The sequence below is a fragment of the Butyrivibrio proteoclasticus B316 genome (genome assembly GCF_000145035.1).
In the GTDB taxonomy this organism is placed as follows: Bacteria; Bacillota; Clostridia; order Lachnospirales; family Lachnospiraceae; genus Butyrivibrio; species Butyrivibrio proteoclasticus.
Genome location: NC_014387.1, coordinates 15,331 through 36,990 on the forward strand (window position 1 = coordinate 15,331; position 21,660 = coordinate 36,990).

The following is a 21,660-nucleotide window of genomic DNA, read 5'->3' on the forward strand; positions in this document are numbered from 1 at the left end:
ATAATATAAAATATCTGAAAATAATGTTGACAATGAAATTTTATTGTGCAATCATCAACATATCAACTTTGCTACAGGTTGATAAATATTAAAGAAAGCGAGGTAAGGAATATGTTTAATCTTGTGGCGAGAAGAATTAAAGCGAATCATTTTTCAAAGACTTTACCTCGGGATATTATGTTCGGATAAGGCTATTTAATACTGCATCTGAATATATATTGTGACATGGTTTCCCCAGGTAAGTTTGTTGATAATTTACCTGGGGTTTTTTTATGCCTAATTAGGAAACCGGGCCCGTTTCTTAATTGCACAATACCCGAGGCTTGAGGAGTAACCAGAAACGAATCAATCTATTTCAAAAAATGGAGGAACAATGAATACACTTGGAAGTTATGTGCGAAAGCACTGGGCAACATATACAATGGCAACTGTTTTCATGCTGATTGCGATTGCCCTTGACATGATGTTCCCAAAAGTTACAGAACGAATAGTTAATGAAGTACTTGTAGGCAACGATTACACTTATTTTCCATATTTGCTCCTGGCGATAATACTGATAGGTATAGGCAGAAGTGTATTTGGATATTACAAGGAATTTACATTTGATAAAAACTGCATCACCATCGGAACCGAGATGAGAAAGGATCTCTTTGATCACATTCAGAGCCTGTCTCTAGATTATTTCGATGATTCCAGTACCGGTGAGCTTATGGCCAGGGTAAAAGATGACATCGACAAGATTTATCAGCTTGTTGGAATGGTGGCTATGCGAGGCATGGAGGTAACACTAAACTCTGTACTCATCATCTATTTCATGTTTTCTATAAACGTGCCACTTACTTTTTTACCTCTTACATTTATGATAATCTGCGGAGCAACAGCTATCATAATGGAGAAAAAGCTTGATAAGGTCTATGATGCGATCAGCGAAGAGAATGCAGAGATGACTACAACGGCTGAGGAAAATCTGGCCGGAGTCAGAACGGTTAAAGCTTTTGCCAGAGAAAACTATGAGATAAAGAAATTTTTTAAGCACAATAAAAAATACTATGATCTCAACATGGAGGAAGCAAGAGCTCTCATAAAATTCTATCCTGTATTTATGCTCGCAGGAACTCTTCTTCCTGTAGCTGTTGCAGTACTTGGAGGAATAGCTGTAATTAACGGCCATATGAACCTTGGTAGTTTAACAGCGTTTATTATTTACACCAGAAACTGCACATGGCCTATGGAGGAACTTGGATGGATCACCAACGAGTTCTCAAGCTCTCTTGCATCTATGAAGAAGATTAAAAAGATATATGCAGAGCATTCGACACTTTCAGTAAATCCTGCTCCTGTTCATGTCAATGACGTTAAGGGAGAGATTGAATTTGAAAATGTTAGCCTCGAACTTGGAGGAAAAGAGGTTCTGTCAGATATAAGCTTTTCTTTAAAAGCAGGAAAAACGCTTGGAATCATGGGACAGACAGGTTCAGGAAAGTCAACTATCATAAATCTGATACAGCGTTTCTATGATCCTACAGGCGGAAGCATCAAGCTTGATGGTACAGAAATAAGGGATATGGAGCTTGAGCAGGTAAGAAGTGCGACAGCTGTTGTTATGCAGGATGTATTTCTTTTCTCTGACACAATTGAAGAAAATATCCGTATGGGCAGAAAAGATGATATGACGATGGATGAAATAAAGAGTGCAGCCAAGATGGCAAAGGCATCTGATTTCATTGAAAAGCTGGAAGATTCCTACGAAACCGTAATAGGTGAAAGAGGTGTAGGTTTATCCGGTGGTCAGAAGCAGAGAATCAGCATTGCAAGGGCTATATCTAAGAATGCACCTATACTTATTCTTGATGATTCTACATCTGCACTTGATATGGAAACTGAATCTGAGATTCAGAAGACACTTGATGAAATAAAGAGTACAACTCGTGTTATCGTCGCTCACAGAATTTCTGCAGTTAGGAATGCAGATGAGATCATCTATCTGCAGGATGGAAAAATTGCGGAGCGCGGTACACATGAGCAGCTCCTTAAGAAAAAGGGACTATACTATGAGACTTATATAGCTCAGTACGGAGTCCCAATGGAAATGGAGGTGAGTGCGTAATGGCAGCTAACTCATTTCGTGAAGATGAGCAAATGTCCAATACGGACCGAAAAAAGATATTTGTCAGAATGATCAGATATCTGAGACCTCATATTGCAGAAATAATCCCGGTTTTTATCTCTTTGATAGTTACCGTAGGAATAAGCCTTATAAGCCCGCTTCTCATAGAATATGCTATAGACGTACATGTGGCTAATAAGAATATCCGAGGTCTTATAACAATCGCTACTATCATAGTAGCACTTGGCGTTATATACATTCTTTTTGTTAAGCTCAGAATGTATATGATGAACAAGGTTGCAAATAAAGTCCTGCTAGATATCAGGCAGGAGCTGTATGAGCACATCCAGACTTTGTCATTTACATTTTTTGACAACAGGCCGACAGGTAAGATCCTGGCCCGCATAATAGGTGATGTTAACTCCATGAAAGATGTAATGGCCAATACTATTACAAACCTTATTCCGAACTTTATTACGGTATTTGGTGTAGTTATCATTATGTTGATAAAAGACTGGAAGCTTGCTCTTGGATGCTTTGCTTCGCTGCCAATTATGGTTGTCAGCATATTCTGGATCCGTAATGTCAATCATAAGAGATGGCAGGATGTTCGTAAAAAAGCATCAAACATGAATGCCTATGTTCATGAGGATATTGCTGGAATATCGGTAGTTCAGAGTTTTCATGCGGAAAAAGAGACCAAGACAACCTTTAGAGAACTTGCTAATGCTCATAGGGATGCCTATATTTCAGCCTGTAGAGCAGCTGATCTTTTTGGTCCTTCAATAGACATGAGCTGGGCTATCAGCAGTATGATCCTGTATCTTGTTGCCATAAGACTACTTGGTTATACAGCAGCATCTGTTGGTCTTATTACTGCTTTTGCAAGCTATTCGAGTATGTTCTGGAGTCCTATAATGGGACTTTCCAACTACTATAACCAGCTGATAACCAATATTACTGCTGCAGAAAGAGTCTTTGATATCCTTGATACAGAGGCTGAGATTGTAGATAAAGAAGGTGCTAAGGAACTTCCTGAAATAAGTGGAAGTGTTTCTTTTGAAAATGTAGGATTCACCTACGATGAGGGAACCGAAACTCAGACAAGAGTTCTTGAGAATGTTAACTTTGATGTTAAACCGGGTGAGACAATTGCCCTTGTTGGTCCAACTGGAGCTGGCAAGACAACAATTGTTAATCTCATCAGCAGATTCTATGATATCCAGAAAGGTAAGATACTGGTTGATGGCTATGACCTGACTGACGTCACAATAAACAGTCTTCGTAAGCAGATGGGTATCATGACTCAGGATAACTTTATTTTCCACGGAACTGTCCGTGAGAACATAATGTACGGAAATCTTGATGCTACTGAAGAAGAGATGATCGCAGCTGCCAAGGCAGTTAACGCCCATGATTTCATTATGAATCTGGAGAACGGCTATGATACTGAGTTAAAAGAGAGAGGCGCAGGCCTTTCTATTGGTCAGAGACAGCTCCTTGCCTTTGCGAGAACTATGATTTCAATGCCCAAGATACTCATTCTTGATGAGGCTACAAGTAGCATAGATACACACACAGAGATGCTGGTTCAGAAAGGAATTCAGGCACTTTTAAAGGGAAGAACAAGCTTTGTTATAGCTCATCGTCTGTCTACAATCAAGAATGCTGACCGTATATTTGTTATTAACGGTGGCGGTATAATGGAAGCAGGCAATCACGACCAGCTTATGGCCAGAAGAGGTGCTTATTATCAGCTTTATCAGGCACAATTTGCATAAAATCAATATGGTCCGGGAGGCAATGATCCCGGACCTTGATTTGAGCAATTAAAGTGAGAACAATGGGGATTTGAAATAATGGATAATCTGATATTTAGTCTTAATGCGACGTTACCGATTTTTCTTTTGATGGTGCTTGGATATATCTTTAATAAAATTCATATAATAGACGAAAAAGCAGCAACATGGATGAATAAGTTTGTCTTTAAGATTGCGCTACCGGTTCTTTTGTTTGAAGATCTTGCGAAGCAGGATTTTGCAGGGAGCTGGAATGGCAGATTTGTCATATTCTGCTTTTGCGTAACGCTTTGCAGTATTCTGCTGATAACAGCAATATCAAGACTTATCATTAGTAACAAAGTTGAAAGAGGTGAATTCATTCAGGGTTCATACCGCAGTAGTGCAGCTCTTTTGGGAATAGCTTTTATCCATAACATATACGGAAGCGGAAGCAGTGGAATGGCACCACTTATGATAATTGGAAGCGTTCCTCTTTATAACATTTTTGCAGTGATCATTTTGATGACTACAGCACCCAAGTCTGTAGTTATGGGAAGATACACCAGTGAGAGCGATAACTCTGACCAGGTAAGAAAAGAGCTGATAATAAAGACACTTATCGGAATAGTCAAAAATCCCATTCTTATTGGAATATTCATAGGGCTTTTCTGGTCTTTGTTTAAGATACCGATGCCAAAGATACTTGGATCAATGGTGTCAAGTATTGGAGGACTATCAACTCCCCTTGGGCTTATGGCTATGGGAGCAACCTTTGATTATTCCAAGGCGATAAATAAAATTAAGCCCACATTACTTGCAAGTTTCATAAAACTCTTTGCGCTTGTAGGACTGTTTATGCCATTTGCAGTTCTTATGGGCTTTAGAAATGAGCAGATCATAGCTCTACTTGTAATGCTTGGATCAGCGACCACTGTTTCAAGCTTTGTAATGGCCAAAAACATGGGACATGAAGGAACTCTCAGTAGCAGTATTGTAATGATGACGACTTTTGGATGTTCCTTCTCTTTAACACTATGGCTATTTGTATTAAAAACACTGTCACTAATCTGAAGAGGATTAGCGGCAGTGTTTTTGTACTTGATATAAGATTATTCTGATCAGAATTCAAGCTGAGATAAAAAGCTATCTATCTTTGCCCAATAATTTACCGGGTCTCTTACAACTCCCTCAATATGACCTGCACCGAGGATCATACAGTACTGCTTGGGACATTTGGCAGCCTCGTATAATCTTGAGCACATATGAGGATCTATGAAAGTATCATCATCTCCATGCATGAAAAGAGTTGGAGTAGATGAATTCTTAACTGCTTCAATAGGATTAACCTCGTTAATATCATATCCTGCTCTTAAATATATCATCACTCTTGCCAGGAAAAGAGCTATCGGAACAGGAACAAAAGAGCCTTTGAAGGACTTATAGGTGTGAGCAAACTGTTCGCGAAGTGTAGCATAAGCACTGTCTGCTATTGCTGCCTTAACGTTTCTTGGAAGATGCTCTCCTGTTGTCATAAGAGTTGTTGCTGATCCCATGGACATGCCATGAAGGATTATGCGGGCCTCGGGATCTTTTTTGATGATATAGTTGATCCATTCAATAATATCAAGTCTGTCATCATATCCATATCCGATATAATCACCTTCGCTCTTACCAAATCCTCTAAGGTCAGGAAGAAGGCAGTTTATACCTTTTTCGAGGTAATGTCTGGCATAGATGCCGTTAGATTCGTGATTGTCCCAGATACCATGGATTATTATTGCATATCTGTGACTGGATTCCTTACATGGGATATAAGAAGCGTGAAGCTTTAACTTGTCTATGGAATCTATGAACAAGTCCTGTCTGTCAGGATGATTTCTGACAAATTTTCTGCCTTCTGTTATAGCAGGATCAAAATCCCTGTTATCGTCTGCGTCTGTGTGCTGCTTGGGAACAGTAGAAATCTTGTAGATATAATTGCTAAAGGCAAATATTCCTCCAAAAACTGAAGAAAAAATACCAAGTTTAACCAGTGTATTGTTTTTACTCATCAATAACTCCAATCCATATATTGTGCATTAGTAAAAATGCCATTTCTAATAATACCATCTTATCATTATTTTTTATAAATAAATGAGTTTTTTCCATTTCATTTTTATTAAGAATGTATTATATTATTCATGTGACTGTAAATTATTTTAGAGGTATTTAAAATGAAAAAGACAAAAAACGAAAACAAAGTACAGGTTTGTATTGATCGAGACTTTACTATTAGTAAGGTTGATGAGCGTATCTTTGGCTCTTTTATCGAGCATCTTGGACGCGCTGTATATGAAGGAATATACCAGCCGGGCAACAAGTTTGCAGATAAAAACGGCTATCGTAAAGACGTTATGAAGCTCATCCAGGAAATCAACGTTCCTATCGTCAGATATCCGGGTGGAAACTTCGTATCATCTTTTAACTGGGAAGACAGCGTAGGTCCCAAGAAGGACAGACCTCGCAGAATAGAGCTTGCATGGGGAGTTGTAGAGACAAACCAGTTTGGTCTTGATGAGTTCATGGACTGGTGTAAGAAATGCGGTACACAGCCTATGTACGCAGTAAACCTTGGCACAAGAGGAATTGATGATGCCAAGAACGTTGTAGAATACTGCAACAGCAAGGGCGGAACCAAGTACGCAGACATGAGAATCAAGAATGGAGTTAAGGATCCATACGGAATCAAACTCTGGTGCCTTGGCAATGAGATGGATGGTCCATGGCAGACAGGACATCTTACAGCTGAAGAATACGGTCGTAAGGCAGATCTTGCGGGCCAGATCATGAAGCTTGTTGATCCTACAATTGAGACTGTTGCATGCGGTTCATCTAATCTTACTATGCCTACATTTGGTAACTGGGAGAGAACAGTTCTTGAGTGTGCTTATGACAACATCGACTATCTCTCACTCCACCAGTACTATGGTAATGCTGAGCATGACACACCTAACTTCCTTGCAAACAGCGTAGCTATGGATCAGTTCATCAGCCAGGTTGTCAGCATCTGCGATTATGTTAAGGCTGTTAAGAGGAAAAAGAAAGATATTAACCTTTCATTCGATGAGTGGAATGTATGGTATCACTCAAATGAACAGGATAAGAAGCTTGAGAAGTGGGTTGAGCATCCACATCAGCTTGAGGATATTTACAACTTTGAGGATGCACTTCTTGTCGGATCAATGCTGATCACTATGCTCCGTCATGCAGACAGAGTCAAGATTGCATGTCTTGCACAGCTTGTTAACGTTATTGCTCCTATCATGACATCTGATACAGGTGCATGGAGACAGACTATTTTCTATCCATATATGCAGACAAGTGTTTATGGACGTGGAGAAGTTCTCAACACAGTAGTTAAGGTTCCTACTTATGAATCCAAGCATGGCGATGCTCCTTACGTTGACTGTGTAGTAGTTGCAGATGAAGAGAATGAAGCTGTAACACTCTTTGCTGTTAATAAGAATCTTGAAGATGACTTTGAGCTCACATGTGATCTCAGACAGTTCGCAGATTACAAGGTTGTTGAGCACAGCGTACTTACACACAAGGATCTTGAGGCAGTTAATACTGAGGAAAATCCTGATAATGTTAAGCCTGTTGATGCTACCAAGAATTCTAAGGTTACAAAGGGAATACTTACAAGTACACTTCCTGCACGCAGCTGGAATGTAATCCGTCTTGCCAAGTGATCAGGTATAATTAAGATAATAAAAAGGTCTTGAGGGCTATGCTCTCAAGACCTTTTTGAGTGATTATAATTTGTAATTACTGGCAAGAAGCAACGAAATTGTTGATAGCATCCTGAGCGATGATGTAGTTTACAAAGCCAAGACCAAAGATGCTGAGGATAAGGAACAAAATGGATGAACTTCCGTTAGGTGTTCCCTTGATCATATCAACCTTCTCTCCCATCTTGTATGACCAGTAGAAGTAGTAAATACCGCATGTAATAATAGAGAACAGGAATGCAAGACCACCTGATGTTGCCTCTGTCTGGTTTGTAATGTGGTTAGTCTCATCTGTAAGAACTACGAACCAGTAAATTCCGTAAATACCGCAAGTAACGATTGTTAAAATGATTGCGATTGCAAGATCTCTTTTCTGAATACCGCCTGCGTTTAAGCAATAAGGTGCGCCCTGCTGAGGATTACCCTGCTGATAAGTGTTCTGCTGATAAGCGTTGTAATCAAAACCTGTAGGCTGAGCCTGTGGCTGTACATCGTTTACGTTAGCGTTTACATTCTGATCAACTGTTTCACTCTGATTCTTGGCTGCGCTTAAATCTGCACCGCAGTTTGGACAAAACAATACGTCTTCTTTGATTTCTGTTCCACAATTTGGACAAAACATAATTAATCTCCTCCTAAAAACCCATTATTATTAGACTATTAACAATTCTAACACATGAATGTTTGTTTACAACTATATAACAACAGAATATAGATAAATGTTGCAATTAGTTTCTAATTTGGTAACATGATAGAATTGAATTAGAAAAAGTTGTACACTATCGGTTGTGCTTTCATACCGTAAATATGTGGAAACTAAAGGAGTTTTTGTGGAAAAAGCAATAGATAACAAAGTGTTTTATAGAAATCTTACGAGAATAGCTCTCCCTATAGCATTGCAGAGTCTGATGCTTGCGATGGTTGCGGCTGCAGATGCACTGATGCTTGGAAGAGTGACTCAGGAGCAGATGACAGCAGTCTCTCTGGCAACACAGATACAATTTGTTCAGAATATGTTCCTCTTCTCTTCTACTACGGCAGGAGCAATACTTGGAGCACAGTACTGGGGTAAGGGCGATAAAAAGGCACTTGAGAATATATTTAATCTGATGCTCATTTCAAGTGAAGTTGTAGCCATTATCTTTTTTGCCATGTGCGAGCTTATTCCAGGGCAGCTCATGCATATATTTGCTTCTGATCCGCAGCTTATTGCAATTGGAACCAGTTATCTCAGAATTGCCGGCTGGTCTTATCTTATTACCGGTATTTCCCAGAGCTATCTGTCAATAATGAAGGTAACAGAAAATGTTAAAGCGGGTGCTCTTATAAGCACAAGTGCAGTCCTTATGAACATAGGGCTGAATGCTGTTTTTATCTTTGGTTTATTGGGAGCGCCAAGAATGGAGGCAAGAGGAGCGGCTCTTGCTACAACAATTTCCAGAATCATAGAGCTTATCTTGTGCATTACAATTTCTTTTAAGCCAAAATATGTAAGACCTGCACTTGAAAGACTTTTTTCCATACCTATCCAGTTGTACAAGGATTTCATGAGGCAGTATCTGCCACTTCTTGGTGGGTCACTCTGCTGGGGAATCGGATTTACTTCCTATACAGCTATCATGGGACATCTTGGCGTAGATGCTGCCGCAGCCAACTCGATTGCTGCTGTGGTGAGGGATTTGATCTGCTGTCTATGTAACGGAATTGGAAGCGCTGCGGGAATTATTGTTGGAAACGAGCTGGGCGCAGGGAGACTTGAGCTTGGTAAGCAATATGGAATAAAGCTCAAGAACATATCATACGTAATAGGTTTTGTTTCTACAGCGCTGGTTCTTTTGGCTACTCCAATTGTTGTAAACGGCGTAATTCTCACAGATACAGCAAGACACTATCTTGTAGGTATGATGATCATAATGTCTGTATACATGATAGGAAGGGCGGTCAATACAGTAACGATCAACGGAGTTCTTGATGGCGGCGGAGACACGCTTTTTGACATGTACAGTCTTATTGTCACAATGTGGTGTATTGCGATTCCGCTGGCACTTGCCGGAGCTTTTGTATTCCACTGGTCTCCTCTTCTGGTTTATGCCTGCACCTGCCTTGATGAAGTAGGTAAGATTCCGTGGGTAATGTACAGATTCAGGAAATATAAGTGGGTTCAGGACCTTACAAGATAACCTGTAATTTTAAGCGTGTAAAATATAATTTTACAAAATAAATATTTGATAATATAATTTCCTTATAACAATTGTTGTTTTTATGGTAAGGAGATAATTATGGAGTACAGGCAGAATAGAAACGGGGAACCGATATCAATCCTTGGCTATGGATGTATGCGTTTTACTACAAATGGCCTTGGTATAGACATTGATAAGACAGAAAAAGAGATAATGAAAGCCTATGAGATGGGCGTTAATTATTTTGATACTGCTTATGTTTACTCAGGTAGTGAAGCAGCTCTTGGAGAAATCCTTGAACGAAATGGCATCAGAGAAAAGGTAAATATAGCAACCAAGCTTCCTCAGTATCTTGTTGGTAGCAGAGCTGCTCTTGATAAGTATTTTGATGAAGAATTAAAGAGACTTCGTACAACATATGTAGATTATTATCTTATGCACCATATGACAGCCCTGAATCAGTGGGACAAGCTCGAAAGAGTCGGAATCAGAGAATGGGTTGAGGAAAAGAAAAAGAGCGGACAGATCAGGAATATCGGTTTTTCCTATCATGGAAACACAGAGGACTTCATAGGTATCCTTGATTCATACGACTGGGATTTCTGTCAGATTCAGTATAATTACATGGATGAGCATTCTCAGGCAGGTCGTAAGGGACTTGAATATGCAGCCAAGAAGGGAATTCCTGTAGTCATCATGGAGCCTCTTCGCGGAGGTAAGCTTGTTAACCTTCTTCCCAATAAGGCAAAAGAGCTGATAAGAGCGCAGGATACAGGCTATACTCCTGCAGAGTACGGCCTTAGATGGTTATGGAATCAGCCGGAAGTCACATGCGTTTTGTCAGGAATGAACTCAATTGAAATGGTTGAGGAGAATTGCAGGATTGCATCTGATGCAAAGGCAGGCTCTTTTACCCAGGCAGATTTTGAGCTAATAGATCAGGTCAAGAAAATAATATCTGAATCAGAGCTTGTAGGATGTACTGGCTGCAGATATTGTATGCCTTGCCCTAAGGGAGTTGATATTCCTGCATTATTTAGAGTTTACAATATGACTGCCCTTGAGAGTAAATCGGCAGCCAGATTTGAATATGCCCAGACTGTCGGACTTAAGAAAGAGCCGGCATTTGCAACTCAGTGTATAGAATGTGGAAAGTGTGAACAGCATTGTCCTCAGAGCATACCGATCAGGAAGATGATCAAAGAGGCAGACAAGGTCGTACGCCCTCTTCCTTACAAGATTGGAATAGATATAGTCAGAAAGTTCATGCTAAGAGGATAATATCAGACGTCGCCATCCTCAGGTTCGATGCTGATAATATCATCGATAGCAATGACAGACCTGTCCATCAGAATTATAGTGCGGCTTACGGAATCTATTTTCCTGATACTGGCATTTACTGTAACGTAATCACCTCCGGCTTTAAGTGAGTCCGGAACAAAGTAAGTGATCGAAGCTTTTGGATTGGTTGTAATAACTGAATTAAGATTTGACAGTGTTAAGTCGAGCTCAGCCTTTTTTTCTTCGCTGAGCTCGATTTTGTTAACAGTAAGACGGGAAGTTTCATTGACAGCATCGTCATATCCAGTTAGGGCGGCAAAAGGTGCAAACTGCGCAGCCCTGTTTTCAAGAGGCATTGGCGTATGCTTTTTGGAAATTGGCCTGTCCATATATATCATATCTTTGTATTTATCTATACTCATGCCTTGTGTCCACCAATCTGTTTAGCTCTGTCTAGTCCTGTGGCGCCTTCTTCATAGGCAGTTCCACGAACGATCGCAGTCTTTCCGAATTTCTTTTGTATTTCCATAGTAGCCTTCTGAAGCGCCTTGGCCTTGGCATCCTTGGACTCTTTCTCCTTCCTCTCCTGTTCCTTTTTATCATAATCTACAAAAAGAGACAGCTGCTCATAAGAGGATTCTTTTTCCCTGGCTGCATCTGCTTCACTTAGAACATGTGCCGCGACAATATTAATACGTCTTATAAGGAGAGCTTCATTAACCTGTATGTCATAGATCCTAAGAGCACTCTCAATAATGTGACTACTAAGATTTGTAAATTCTTCAAGATTATCACTTCCGTGGGCGTGTACAGGAACAAGACGGCCATAGTAGTCTTTGGCAATTTCTCCGTGATATTTTTTCCTGATCTCAGGGTCATTTAGACTTTCAATGTCATAACCAACAGACAGAACGATCTGGTCTGTAACCTTCTCCTCTTCCATCAGCTGCATTGCAAGGGCTTCAGCCATTTCTTTAACTATTATCCTGCCCTTATCAAAGGTATACGGGCAGTGAAGAACCTGCCCCTGACTGACACTGTTGTTATCGGGTTTGTAGGCCTTGACCATCTCCATTGTGCATGGTTCATAGCCCCAGGCATGGTCAATTAAAAGCTCGGCATTAATACCAAACTGTTTGTAGAGAATATCTTCGTTAAAAAAATCTCTCTCTCCTCCAAGGCTGCATCTAGCGATATCTCCCATGGTTCTGATCCCGAGAGCATTGAGTTTTTTGGTATAACCACGGCCAACTCTCCAAAAGTCAGTAAGAGGTTCATGATCCCACAAAAGCTTTCTGTAGCTGATTTCGTCAAGTTCAGCCATACGCACACCATTTTCATCGGGCATAGTGTGTTTGGCAACAATATCCATAGCTACCTTGGCAAGGTACATATTTGTTCCTATTCCGGCAGTCGCAGTTATCCCGGTTTCTTTCATTACATTTTTGATCATCTCCTGCGCAAGCTCTCTGGGAGTCTTGTTATATATCCCAAGATACTTGGTAACATCCATAAATACTTCGTCAATAGAATAGACATGGATATCCTCAGGAGAAATGTATCTAAGGTAAATTTGATAAATCTGAGTGCTGAGCTCGATATACCTAGACATTCTTGGAACTGCGGCAATGAAGGAAAGCTTAAGAGATGGGTCTTTATCCAGGGCTTCTTCATCATCGGATTCGCCTGTGAACTTATGCCCCGGGGCTTTGCGCAGCCTTTCTGCATTTATCTCTTTAACTCTTTGAGTAACTTCAAATAGCCTTGCTCTTCCGGGAATTCCAAACTTTTTAAGAGATGGAGAAACTGCAAGACAAATAGTCTTTTCAGTTCTGCTCCTGTCAGCAACCACAAGGTTTGTGGTGAGCGGATTGCGGTCTAAATCCTGACATTCAACAGATGCATAAAAAGACTTAAGATCTATTGCAATATAATAATTTTGACGAACATTAGTTTTGTTTTGCATAATTCTATTTTACAACAAGAGGGCTAAAAATTGCATTTCTTTGCGACTTTTTTGATAAAAGAGTATTATTAAGAGGACTGTTAACATATTTGGAGATGAAAAATGAGAAAAATACTAATTACTAATGACGACGGAATTGAGTCAGATGGCATCAGAAGACTGGCAGAGGCGGCCAAAGAGTTTGGTGAAGTCTGGGTTATAGCACCTGAGAGTCAGAGGAGCGCTGCATCACACAGTATTACACTGCGTCATCCGATAGATGTCCATCCTTATAATTTTTCTGTCGCTGGAGTTCATGCTTATTCATGTACAGGAACACCGGCCGATTGTGTAAGAGTCGGACTTTTAAATATTCTTCCGGAGAGACCTGACGTGATAATGTCCGGAATAAATTTTGGCTATAACGTTGCATGTGATATTCAGTATTCAGCAACCGCAGGAGCAGCCTTTGAGGGAGAGTTTCAGGGAGTGCTTTCTATAGCTTTTTCTGAAGGAGCATCATCTGAGCATGGGGCAACAGATAAGTATCTGAGAGATATCATGGCGGAATTAATTGATAAGCCCTATGTTCAGGGACAGATCTGGAATGTGAATTTCCCCAATTGTAATGGAGATGAGTGTAAAGGAATACTCAGAGACAGAAAGGTTTCCAGAAAGTCCTTTTTTACAGACAGATACAGAGAAGTTGAGGAATTTGCAAATGGCGGTGTGAGCCTCGTTGTGGATGGTGTGTTTAATCCACAGAAAGAAGAGGAAACAGATTACGGCGCAGTTCTTGACCAGTATGTATCTATAGGAATTGTCAGAAATGTTGGATAACACGTAACAAAAGATTTGGCTGTTCGTATATATATGATATAGGTGTCAAAAGTTATGAATGTGAAAATGACTTTGGTAATTATATAGATATTGCTATATGAGGAGGGTATTATGAAGAAAAAAGTATTGGCTGTACTTCTGATTGCTGCAATGCTCACAGGTTGTGGAAATGCTGCAAGTGTAGACACTAATTCATCTGAAAGCACATCAGATCAGGAGGCGGAAACAGTTCAGAATGAGAATAAGACTGATTCTGCAAATTCAGGAACAGACATTGTTCCTATTTCTACTAATGAGTCACTTCTTGGAAGTGAAGAAACGATCTATTATGACCAGGGACTTGTTCCGTCAATTCCAGAATATAAGGTAGAGCAAGGACTTACTAATGTTGTGATACATCCGAGTCTCAGGTACAGGCTCGATATATCAGAAGAGAGTGAATATAATCATCCACAGGCTCTTATTGATAAACTGTCAGAGAATAGTTTTGCTATTATTCCCGGGTATGCTGAAGAATTCTTTGATGTTTATGAAGGAAACAGATACGGTCAGATTCCTAACTTTATCACAGTTGATTCTCTGATGCATACATATCACTTATATTTTGCGCATCTCATGAAGACCTCAGAAAAGACATATCTTGCTGATGAGCTGAAGAGCCTTGGAGCAGATATGCTCAGGCTTTCAGAGGAGCAGTTTGAAGCCCTTAAGGGAACTGAATGGGAGAATGCAGCTCGCAGAAATGTAGCATTTTTCTATATTGGAAGTCTTCTTCAGGATGAGGCAACAGAGATTCCAACAGCAGCTTTAGATGATGAGAGTATCTGCAGGGATGAATATGACAAAATAATGGCAGCTGCAGGAATTGATGATTGTGCGCTTACAGGACTTGTCGAGGACTATAGTCAGTACAAGGTACGCGGATATTACGAGGGAGATGAGCAGCTTGAGAAGTATTTCAGAGCCATGATGTGGTATGGCAGGATCGGATTTGCCCTTGATAATGAAGATATGGTAAAGAGCGCGATTCTCCAGACCTGTGCTCTTAGTACGGTTCAGAATAAATGGGATGGAATATATAAGATCACAAGCTTTTTTGCCGGAGCTTCAGATGATCCGGGCTTTATAGAGTTTAATCAGATACTAACAGACGTTTACGGACAGATTTCTGATGTACAAGGTCTGTCAGCTGATAGTGCTTCGTTAAATGAAGTGATGAATAAAGTCAAAGACCTCAAAATGCCTCAGATCAACTCAGTTCCAGTAGAAGATGGAGACAATCCTGTTATTCCAACCTATAGATTTATGGGACAGAGATTTACAGTAGATGCAGCTATCATGCAAAGGCTTGTATACAGCTCGGTAAAAGAAAATTCGAATGGAGAAAAGAGATATCTTCCTGATGTACTCGATACTCCTGCTGCACTTGGCTCAGATGAAGCGCTGAAAATCCTTGAAGAAAAGGGCGCTACAGACTATGAAGGATACACAGATAATCTGACGATCATGTCTGAGCACTTTAACAATGACGATGCGACGCTTTGGAATGCAAGTCTTTATTCAGGATGGCTCAACACCCTTAGACCACTTTTGGAAGAAAAAGGTCAGGGATATCCTTCATATATGCATAGCAGTGAGTGGAACAAAAAGAATCTCGAAACCTTTGCAGGGTCTTACACAGAGCTCAAACATGACACAGTTCTTTATGCTAAACAGATAATGGCAGAAATGGGTGGTGGCGATGAAGAAGTGCTGGATGACAGAGGATATGTTGACCCACAGCCTGTTGTTTACAGCAGATTCAAATTCCTGTCAGAAAAGACCAAAGAAGGTCTTGATGGTTATGGGATGTTAAGTGATTCATCCAGAGAAAATCTCGATAAGCTTTCGGAAATAGCAGGAACTCTTTTGGCAATATCAGAAAAAGAGCTTAAAAATGAAGAACTTAGCGATGACGACTACGAATTTATCAGAAGCTACGGCGGATATATAGAGCATTTCTGGAGAGAAGCTAATCAGGATAACCTTGATGAAGAGCTCTATGACAGTAATCAGGCGCCATGTGAAGTAGTCACAGATATAGCAACTGATCCAAATGGAACAGTTCTGGAAATTGGTACGGGAAGAGTTGACACTATCTACGTAGTATTTCCTATTGATGGGGAGCTCCATGTTGCAGTGGGTGGTGCATACAGCTTCTATCAGTTTGAAGAGAGCATTGACAATCGTCTTACAGATTCCCAGTGGAGAAATATGATGAAGGGCGGATATCTGGATGACAACTGGGATTGGATTACTGTAGAGAACAAATATGAAAGAGCTGACTGGACAAAGAGCTACAGAGTTGGTGAATGATGAAGAGCTTTTTATTTAAAAAAGTTAACTTTAAGAAGCTACTGCTATCCTTTGGGATAGTAGTAGCTTCTTGCGTTGCAATAAGCGCAGTTTTGGGGTGGGAAAGAAACTTTATTCCGAATTGGGTTAGATGGCAGGAAAAAAGCATTGAACTAAAGTTTGATGAAGATAAGGCAAGATATACAACGGAAATAAAGTCAAAACGTCTGGAAGTAAGAAGCGACAAAGGTGAAAGAACTTTTTTAACAGATGAAAAGCTTAAGATCCAGGACGCTTTAACTACGGATATTGACAGTGATGGAAAGCCTGAAATCATTGCAGTTGTCTGGAAGAAGGGACTATTTGGCAGACACAGACCCTTTTGGATACAGTCTGATGAAAAGACATATTCGCAGCATGTATTTATATATGGAGTTGATGAGAAGGGTACAGTAACTCAGAAATGGTTTGCCTCTGAAACCGGAATCCTTATAAACAGAATGAAACTTATGGAAAAGAATAACAGGATTCTTTTATTTGAGGATATCGATGGTAACTGTACCCTCTGGAAATGGGAGAGTTTTGGGCTTAAGAATATAGAGAATAAGGTCAGTTTTGTAGCCTTTGGAGACAATCTGATACACACTCCGATTTATGAATATGCAAACAGAGCCGAAAAGGGAAAATTTGATTTTCTCTATAAGCCTTTTTTAGATGACATAAAAAGCGCTGATATTGCTGCATTTAATGCAGAGTCTGCTTTAGTAGATGATGCCAGAATGATATCAGGATACCCTTCTTTTGGAGCTCCGACCGCCGTTGGTGATGCTATTGTAAATGCCGGCTTTGACATCGCTGTATGTGCCAATAACCATATTCTTGATAAAGGAATAGGAGAACTTGAATATACCAAAAGGTTCTATGAATCAGAAAATCTAATATGTCCGGGAATTCAGGATAGGAAAGATGTTTCTCTTAGGCCCTATGAACTTATTAGTAGAAACGGTATTTCTTTTGCCATATTTTCATATACCTACGGAACAAATGCAGGGGATATATCAGAGAAATTCCCATATGTAGTTCATTATCTTCCAAAGAGTGATGAAGAACGAAATGAGCTACTCTGGAATTTACAAAGAGCACGAGAAGAAGCAGATATTGTAATGGTTTTTGCTCATTGGGGAGATGAATACCAAGAAGCGGCAAATTCCGGACAGAGAGAAATGGCGGCTCTTTTTGCCAAGGGCGGAGCTGATATAGTCATAGGAAGTCATCCGCATGTAATTCAGGAAGTTGAAGAAATCGAAAGACCTGATGGAGAAAAATGCCTTGTATATTACTCGCTGGGCAATTTTGTAGCGGACCAGGGAATGGAAGCCGGCACAAAGGCTGGAGGAGAGGCAGTCATAAGCTTTGAACATACCTATGATGGGGTAAAAGTTACAGGACATGAGCTAAGAGAAATAACGTCATATTGGAAAGATCTGATAAAAACTAAATAAAATCTAAAAACTTTATTAAAAATTGCAAAATGTAACCAGTGAATAGCACTTTTTGGTAAGCATACTATACGAAAATACTAAATAATTATATTTAGTACAATTGTGTTTAGGGGATTTGCACAAAACAAACTAGTAAAACAGGAGGAAAAGTATAGGTATGCACAAAAGATGGTTGGGGATATCATCGTTTGTTATGGCAGGTCTTTTAACTGTAACAAATGTTGGTACCGGTGTAACACAGGTATTTGCTGCAGAAGCAGCAACTGGTAGCTCACTGGTTGCTGAAGTGGAAGAAGCAGCAGTAGAAGAAAGTTCAGCTGAGACAAGTGTAGAAGATGCTGCTGATGAGGCTTCTTCTGAGGCTTCAGTGGCTGAAGAAGCTACAGAGGAGTCTTCAGATGAATCTGCAAAGGAAGCAACAGATGAGGCTTCAGCTGAAACATCAGCAGAGCCAGCTGAAGAAGAAAATAGTCTTGTTTTCTTTAACAGATGGAATCAGAGTGCCAAGACTTCAGGAAAGCTCGTTTTTTCCAAGCAGTATGAGGAGTATTGCTATGATCTTGGAGAGACAGTTCCAGTAGCTAATGTTAAGGCACTTACTGTAAAAGTTTCTAAACAGGATAAGAACGTTGCAATCAAGCTCTATGACGCAGACATGACTGAGAAGTATGCAAATTATGGCTGTGATAAGAATTGTGAATATGTATTTAATCCTACATATGATGGCAATGTTAGATATATTGGTGTTATGTCAATGGCATCAGGAGAAGCTGAGTACCCATATGGCATCACTATTGACGAGGTTGTTGTTGATAAGCAGGAGACAGAAGCTCCTAAGAACGAGGAGACAATTGTTCTTGAGGGAGATGCGCTTAAGTTTACTGAGGCATGGGAAGGTACTGAAGTAGACGGAGCAACTCTTGAGTTTGACAAAGAGTGGCGTGAGTACAGAGTTTCTCTTGGAAAGACACTTCCGGGACCTGATGTTAAGTCAGTAAAGGTTACATTTGCAGAAGCTAATAAGCAGAGCATCTGCATTAAGACATATGGAGGCGGTACAGAGCTCAAGGCTGACTATGGTAAAAATGGCAGCAAGAGCTACACAACATATCCTAATGTTACAGCTGATGTTGATGCAATTGCTATCATGGCAATGAATGAACAGACATATCCATTTAGCGTAACAGTAGAAAAGATTGAAGTTGTTGTAGATACAACTCCTGCAGAGGACAGACCTCAGGCTGGCGTTGAGTATGATATCGTCGACCTCAGAAAGCCTGTAGCAGAGCTTATGGGTGATGATTTCATCATCGGAACAGCAGCAAGCTACGATGAGTTTGGCGATCCACTTGATATGGAGCTTGTTTACAAGCACTTCAATGGAGTAACTCTTGGTAACGAGCTTAAGCCTGATTCAATGCTCAGAAAAGATGCTGAGATAGTTGATTATGAGCTCAATGGTGAGATGGTTCCATTCCCTGTTCTTGATTTCTCAAGACCTGAGGATCGTCTTGACAGATTCGTTAAGTGGAATGAAGAACATCCTGAAAAGAAAATCCAGGTAAGAGGCCATGTTCTTGTTTGGCATTCACAGACTCCTTCATTCTTCTTCCATGAAGATTATGACACATCCAAGCCTTATGTAACTCCTGACGTAATGAATAAGCGTCTTGAGATCTACATCAGAGAAGTTGCTAAGCACTTCACAGCAGAAGACAGCAAGTACAAAGATCTCTTCTATGGATGGGATGTTGTTAACGAAGCAGTAAGTGATGGAACAGGTACTTACAGAAATGCATCTGAGAGATCAGAGTGGTGGGGAGTTTACGGCTCACAGGAGTTCATCACAAACGCATTCGTATATGCTAACAGATATATGCCTGCTGATATCGCTCTTTTCTATAACGATTATAACGAGACAGTAAGCAGCAAGATGGGTGGTATCTGCCAGCTTCTTAGAGATGTTAAGGCAACACCTGGTGCAAGAATTGATGGTATGGGTATGCAGGCTCACTACCAGATTGCATCCAACAATCCTTCAATGGAGCAGTTCAAGACAGCAGCCAAGGCTTATGCAGCTATCGTTGACCAGGTTCAGGTAACTGAGCTTGACTTCAAGGGTGCTACAAGTGCCAAGGATGACAGACTTGCGGAGAGATACAAAGCAGTTTATGACACAATCAGAAGACTTAGAGAAGACGGCGTAAACTTCACAGGTATGACAATCTGGGGAGTAACAGATAAGCATTCATGGCTCCAGTCATCAAACAATAACGGTGGCGGCGCAGACGGAAGCGCAAGACAGTATCCACTTCTCTTTGATGATTACTACAAGGCTAAGGATTGCTTCTGGGCAATTGCAAATGCCGGAGAACTTGAGCCTGAAGTAAAGTCAATAACACTTGTACAGAATGTAAATAATGATTTCTCAGCTGGTAATGTATATGAGTTTGTTGCTGGCAAGTTTATCCCTATGTGGAGTGAGAATGGCATCGACGTTAAAGTTGTAATAAAAGATACAACAACTGGCCAGGATGATTTCTTTACAGTTTATGCAGATGACGGAACAGGAATCAAATCAGTAGTAGTAAAGAGAGAAGAAGCAACAGAAAATGAAAATGGATACGAGGCAGTAGTAAATGTTCCTGTTGACTTTGAAGCTCTTACAGCTAACAAGGTTAAGTTTGATATTGTAGTTAATGACGGTGATTTCCTTGCTGTATTTAACGACACAACATTTAAGCATGCTCAGTCCAGCAAGTTCTTTGCTGAAACAGTAATTAAGCCACTTGCAGTAGTTAAGAAGGGCACACCTGTTATTGATGGTGAGTTTGATGATGAAGCCTGGAAGACAGCAGATGAGCTTCCTGTAGCTATCAAAGTTGGTGCTAAGGCATCTGCAAGCGCCAAGATCCTTTGGGATGATGAATACCTCTATGTACTTGCTGATGTTAAAGATTCAGTTCTCAACAAGGCATCTTCAGATGCATGGGAGCAGGATTCAGTTGAAATCTTTGTAGATGAGAATAACAACAAGACAAGTACTTATGAAGCAGATGACAAGCAGTACAGAATCAACTTCGAGAATACACACAGCTTTAATGGTACAAAGTGTGTAGAAGAAAACATCAAGTCTGAAGTAGTTGTTACAGAAGATGGCTACAAGATTGAAGCAGCACTTAAGTGGACAGACATAGCTCCTGTAGAAGGTGCTAAGGTAGGCCTTGATATTCAGGTTAACGATGCAGACAACTCAGGCAAGAGAGTAGGAACACTTAACTGGGCTGACAAGACTGGTAATGGCTGGTCATCAACAGAAGTATTTGGAACAATTCTTCTTGCAGATGGATCAGATGTTCCTACACCAGAAGTTCCTACACCAGAGACACCAGAAGAACCTGAAGGAACACTTGTTACCAAGTATGGCAAGACATATGTAGTTACAGCAAATGGCGAGAAACTGACAGGTCTTCAGAAAGTAGATGGCAACATGTACTATTGCAAGGCTGATGGTAAGGTTTCAAAGAATGCATTATTTACATTTGAGGGTGCAGTTTACTGCGCAGGTGCTGATGGTGTTCTTGCAAGAAATGTTAAGCTTGAGAAATATCATAACGAATATTTCTTCGGCGATGATTGCAAGGCGAAGACTGGCTTTGTGACATATGATGGACAGGATTACTTCTGTAAGGACAATGGAAGAGTTGCCAAGGACTATATGATCACAGTTGGTGACAAAAAGTACTACGCAAAGAAAGACGGAACACTTGCTAAGAATGAGCAGATTGTTAAACTGTTCCGCAGATACACATTTGACGAGAACGGTGTTCTTATCAAGACAGAAAAAGGTATTTTCTAATCGTTTTATTTATAGTAAAAATTAATCCCCAGAGGGAGGCAGAGCTTCTGCCTTCCTCTTT

General features: G+C 40.3%; 14 protein-coding genes. 10 read left to right on the forward strand and 4 right to left on the reverse strand.

From position 1 onward, the window contains the following. Positions 1–373 precede the first annotated feature (373 nt). The 3 genes from BPR_RS00065 to BPR_RS00075 all read left to right on the forward strand — a co-directional run bounded on the left by BPR_RS00065 (position 374) and on the right by BPR_RS00075 (position 4,959). Complete coding sequence (locus tag BPR_RS00065) at positions 374–2,107, forward strand: ABC transporter ATP-binding protein (RefSeq protein ID WP_013279424.1); 1,734 nt, start codon at positions 374–376, stop codon at positions 2,105–2,107. Then, positions 2,107–3,888: an ABC transporter ATP-binding protein gene (locus BPR_RS00070; RefSeq protein WP_013279425.1), complete on the forward strand. Its 1,782-nt coding sequence runs from the start codon at positions 2,107–2,109 to the stop codon at positions 3,886–3,888. Before BPR_RS00065 ends, BPR_RS00070 begins: the two co-directional genes overlap by 1 nt. A gap of 78 nt (positions 3,889–3,966) precedes the next feature. Then, the gene (locus BPR_RS00075) at positions 3,967–4,959 is read left to right on the forward strand and encodes an AEC family transporter (protein WP_013279426.1); all 993 of its coding nucleotides are present in this window, start codon (positions 3,967–3,969) and stop codon (positions 4,957–4,959) included. Positions 4,960–5,006: 47 nt separating this feature from the next. Here BPR_RS00075 and BPR_RS00080 read toward each other — a convergent pair whose 3' ends face one another. Further along, on the reverse strand, positions 5,007–5,939 hold the full coding sequence (locus tag BPR_RS00080) for an alpha/beta hydrolase (protein WP_013279427.1): 933 nt from the start codon (positions 5,937–5,939) through the stop codon (positions 5,007–5,009). 162 nt (positions 5,940–6,101) lie between these two features. Here BPR_RS00080 and arfA point away from each other — a divergent pair, with 162 nt between their 5' ends. Then, on the forward strand, positions 6,102–7,619 hold the full coding sequence (gene arfA, locus BPR_RS00085; protein ID WP_013279428.1) for an arabinosylfuranosidase ArfA: 1,518 nt from the start codon (positions 6,102–6,104) through the stop codon (positions 7,617–7,619). Positions 7,620–7,695: 76 nt separating this feature from the next. Here the strand turns inward: arfA and BPR_RS00090 are convergent, their stop codons facing one another. Beyond that, a complete protein-coding gene (locus BPR_RS00090; protein WP_013279429.1) occupies positions 7,696–8,280 on the reverse strand; it encodes a DUF4234 domain-containing protein in 585 nt (194 codons plus the stop codon). 208 nt (positions 8,281–8,488) lie between these two features. On the opposite strand from BPR_RS00090, the gene BPR_RS00095 reads away from it, so the two are divergent. Together BPR_RS00095 and BPR_RS00100 are read left to right on the forward strand one after the other, a co-directional pair. Then, positions 8,489–9,838 (forward strand): MATE family efflux transporter, encoded by a 1,350-nt coding sequence (locus tag BPR_RS00095; protein WP_042256251.1) that lies wholly within the window; start codon positions 8,489–8,491, stop codon positions 9,836–9,838. Positions 9,839–9,937: 99 nt separating this feature from the next. Continuing rightward, positions 9,938–11,119: an aldo/keto reductase gene (locus tag BPR_RS00100; protein WP_013279431.1), complete on the forward strand. Its 1,182-nt coding sequence runs from the start codon at positions 9,938–9,940 to the stop codon at positions 11,117–11,119. Positions 11,120–11,121: 2 nt separating this feature from the next. Here the strand turns inward: BPR_RS00100 and BPR_RS00105 are convergent, their stop codons facing one another. Beyond that, positions 11,122–11,541 (reverse strand): hypothetical protein, encoded by a 420-nt coding sequence (locus tag BPR_RS00105; RefSeq protein WP_013279432.1) that lies wholly within the window; start codon positions 11,539–11,541, stop codon positions 11,122–11,124. Then, positions 11,538–13,085: a Y-family DNA polymerase gene (locus BPR_RS00110; RefSeq protein WP_013279433.1), complete on the reverse strand. Its 1,548-nt coding sequence runs from the start codon at positions 13,083–13,085 to the stop codon at positions 11,538–11,540. Before BPR_RS00110 ends, BPR_RS00105 begins: the two co-directional genes overlap by 4 nt. Before the next feature lie 102 nt (positions 13,086–13,187). Between BPR_RS00110 and surE the strand changes: the two genes are divergently transcribed. From surE to BPR_RS19365, 4 genes are all read left to right on the forward strand, one after another. Then, positions 13,188–13,904 (forward strand): 5'/3'-nucleotidase SurE, encoded by a 717-nt coding sequence (gene surE / locus BPR_RS00115; RefSeq protein ID WP_013279434.1) that lies wholly within the window; start codon positions 13,188–13,190, stop codon positions 13,902–13,904. A 111-nt stretch (positions 13,905–14,015) separates the two neighbouring features. Further along, a complete protein-coding gene (locus BPR_RS00120) occupies positions 14,016–16,259 on the forward strand; it encodes a DUF3160 domain-containing protein (protein WP_052301769.1) in 2,244 nt (747 codons plus the stop codon). Beyond that, the gene (locus BPR_RS19360) at positions 16,256–17,740 is read left to right on the forward strand and encodes a CapA family protein (RefSeq protein ID WP_013279436.1); all 1,485 of its coding nucleotides are present in this window, start codon (positions 16,256–16,258) and stop codon (positions 17,738–17,740) included. The genes BPR_RS00120 and BPR_RS19360 overlap by 4 nt, the downstream gene beginning before the upstream one ends. 157 nt (positions 17,741–17,897) lie before the next feature. Then, positions 17,898–21,599 carry an endo-1,4-beta-xylanase gene (locus BPR_RS19365; RefSeq protein WP_013279437.1) on the forward strand — a complete coding sequence of 1,234 codons (3,702 nt, stop codon included), beginning with the start codon at positions 17,898–17,900 and terminating at the stop codon, positions 21,597–21,599. The last annotated feature ends 61 nt before the right edge of the window (positions 21,600–21,660 follow it).

Bases quoted from the DNA above. Each gene is read 5' to 3' on its own strand.
- BPR_RS19365 (WP_013279437.1), top strand. From the start codon at position 17,898: ATGCACAAAAGATGGTTGGGGATATCATCGTTTGTTATGGCAGGTCTT.
- BPR_RS00075 (WP_013279426.1), top strand. From the start codon at position 3,967: ATGGATAATCTGATATTTAGTCTTAATGCGACGTTACCGATTTTTCTT.
- surE (WP_013279434.1), top strand. From the start codon at position 13,188: ATGAGAAAAATACTAATTACTAATGACGACGGAATTGAGTCAGATGGC.
- BPR_RS19360 (WP_013279436.1), top strand. From the start codon at position 16,256: ATGATGAAGAGCTTTTTATTTAAAAAAGTTAACTTTAAGAAGCTACTG.
- BPR_RS00110 (WP_013279433.1), bottom strand. From the start codon at position 13,085: ATGCAAAACAAAACTAATGTTCGTCAAAATTATTATATTGCAATAGAT.
- BPR_RS00105 (WP_013279432.1), bottom strand. From the start codon at position 11,541: ATGAGTATAGATAAATACAAAGATATGATATATATGGACAGGCCAATT.
- BPR_RS00120 (WP_052301769.1), top strand. From the start codon at position 14,016: ATGAAGAAAAAAGTATTGGCTGTACTTCTGATTGCTGCAATGCTCACA.
- BPR_RS00070 (WP_013279425.1), top strand. From the start codon at position 2,107: ATGGCAGCTAACTCATTTCGTGAAGATGAGCAAATGTCCAATACGGAC.
- BPR_RS00100 (WP_013279431.1), top strand. From the start codon at position 9,938: ATGGAGTACAGGCAGAATAGAAACGGGGAACCGATATCAATCCTTGGC.
- BPR_RS00080 (WP_013279427.1), bottom strand. From the start codon at position 5,939: ATGAGTAAAAACAATACACTGGTTAAACTTGGTATTTTTTCTTCAGTT.
- BPR_RS00090 (WP_013279429.1), bottom strand. From the start codon at position 8,280: ATGTTTTGTCCAAATTGTGGAACAGAAATCAAAGAAGACGTATTGTTT.
- arfA (WP_013279428.1), top strand. From the start codon at position 6,102: ATGAAAAAGACAAAAAACGAAAACAAAGTACAGGTTTGTATTGATCGA.
- BPR_RS00065 (WP_013279424.1), top strand. From the start codon at position 374: ATGAATACACTTGGAAGTTATGTGCGAAAGCACTGGGCAACATATACA.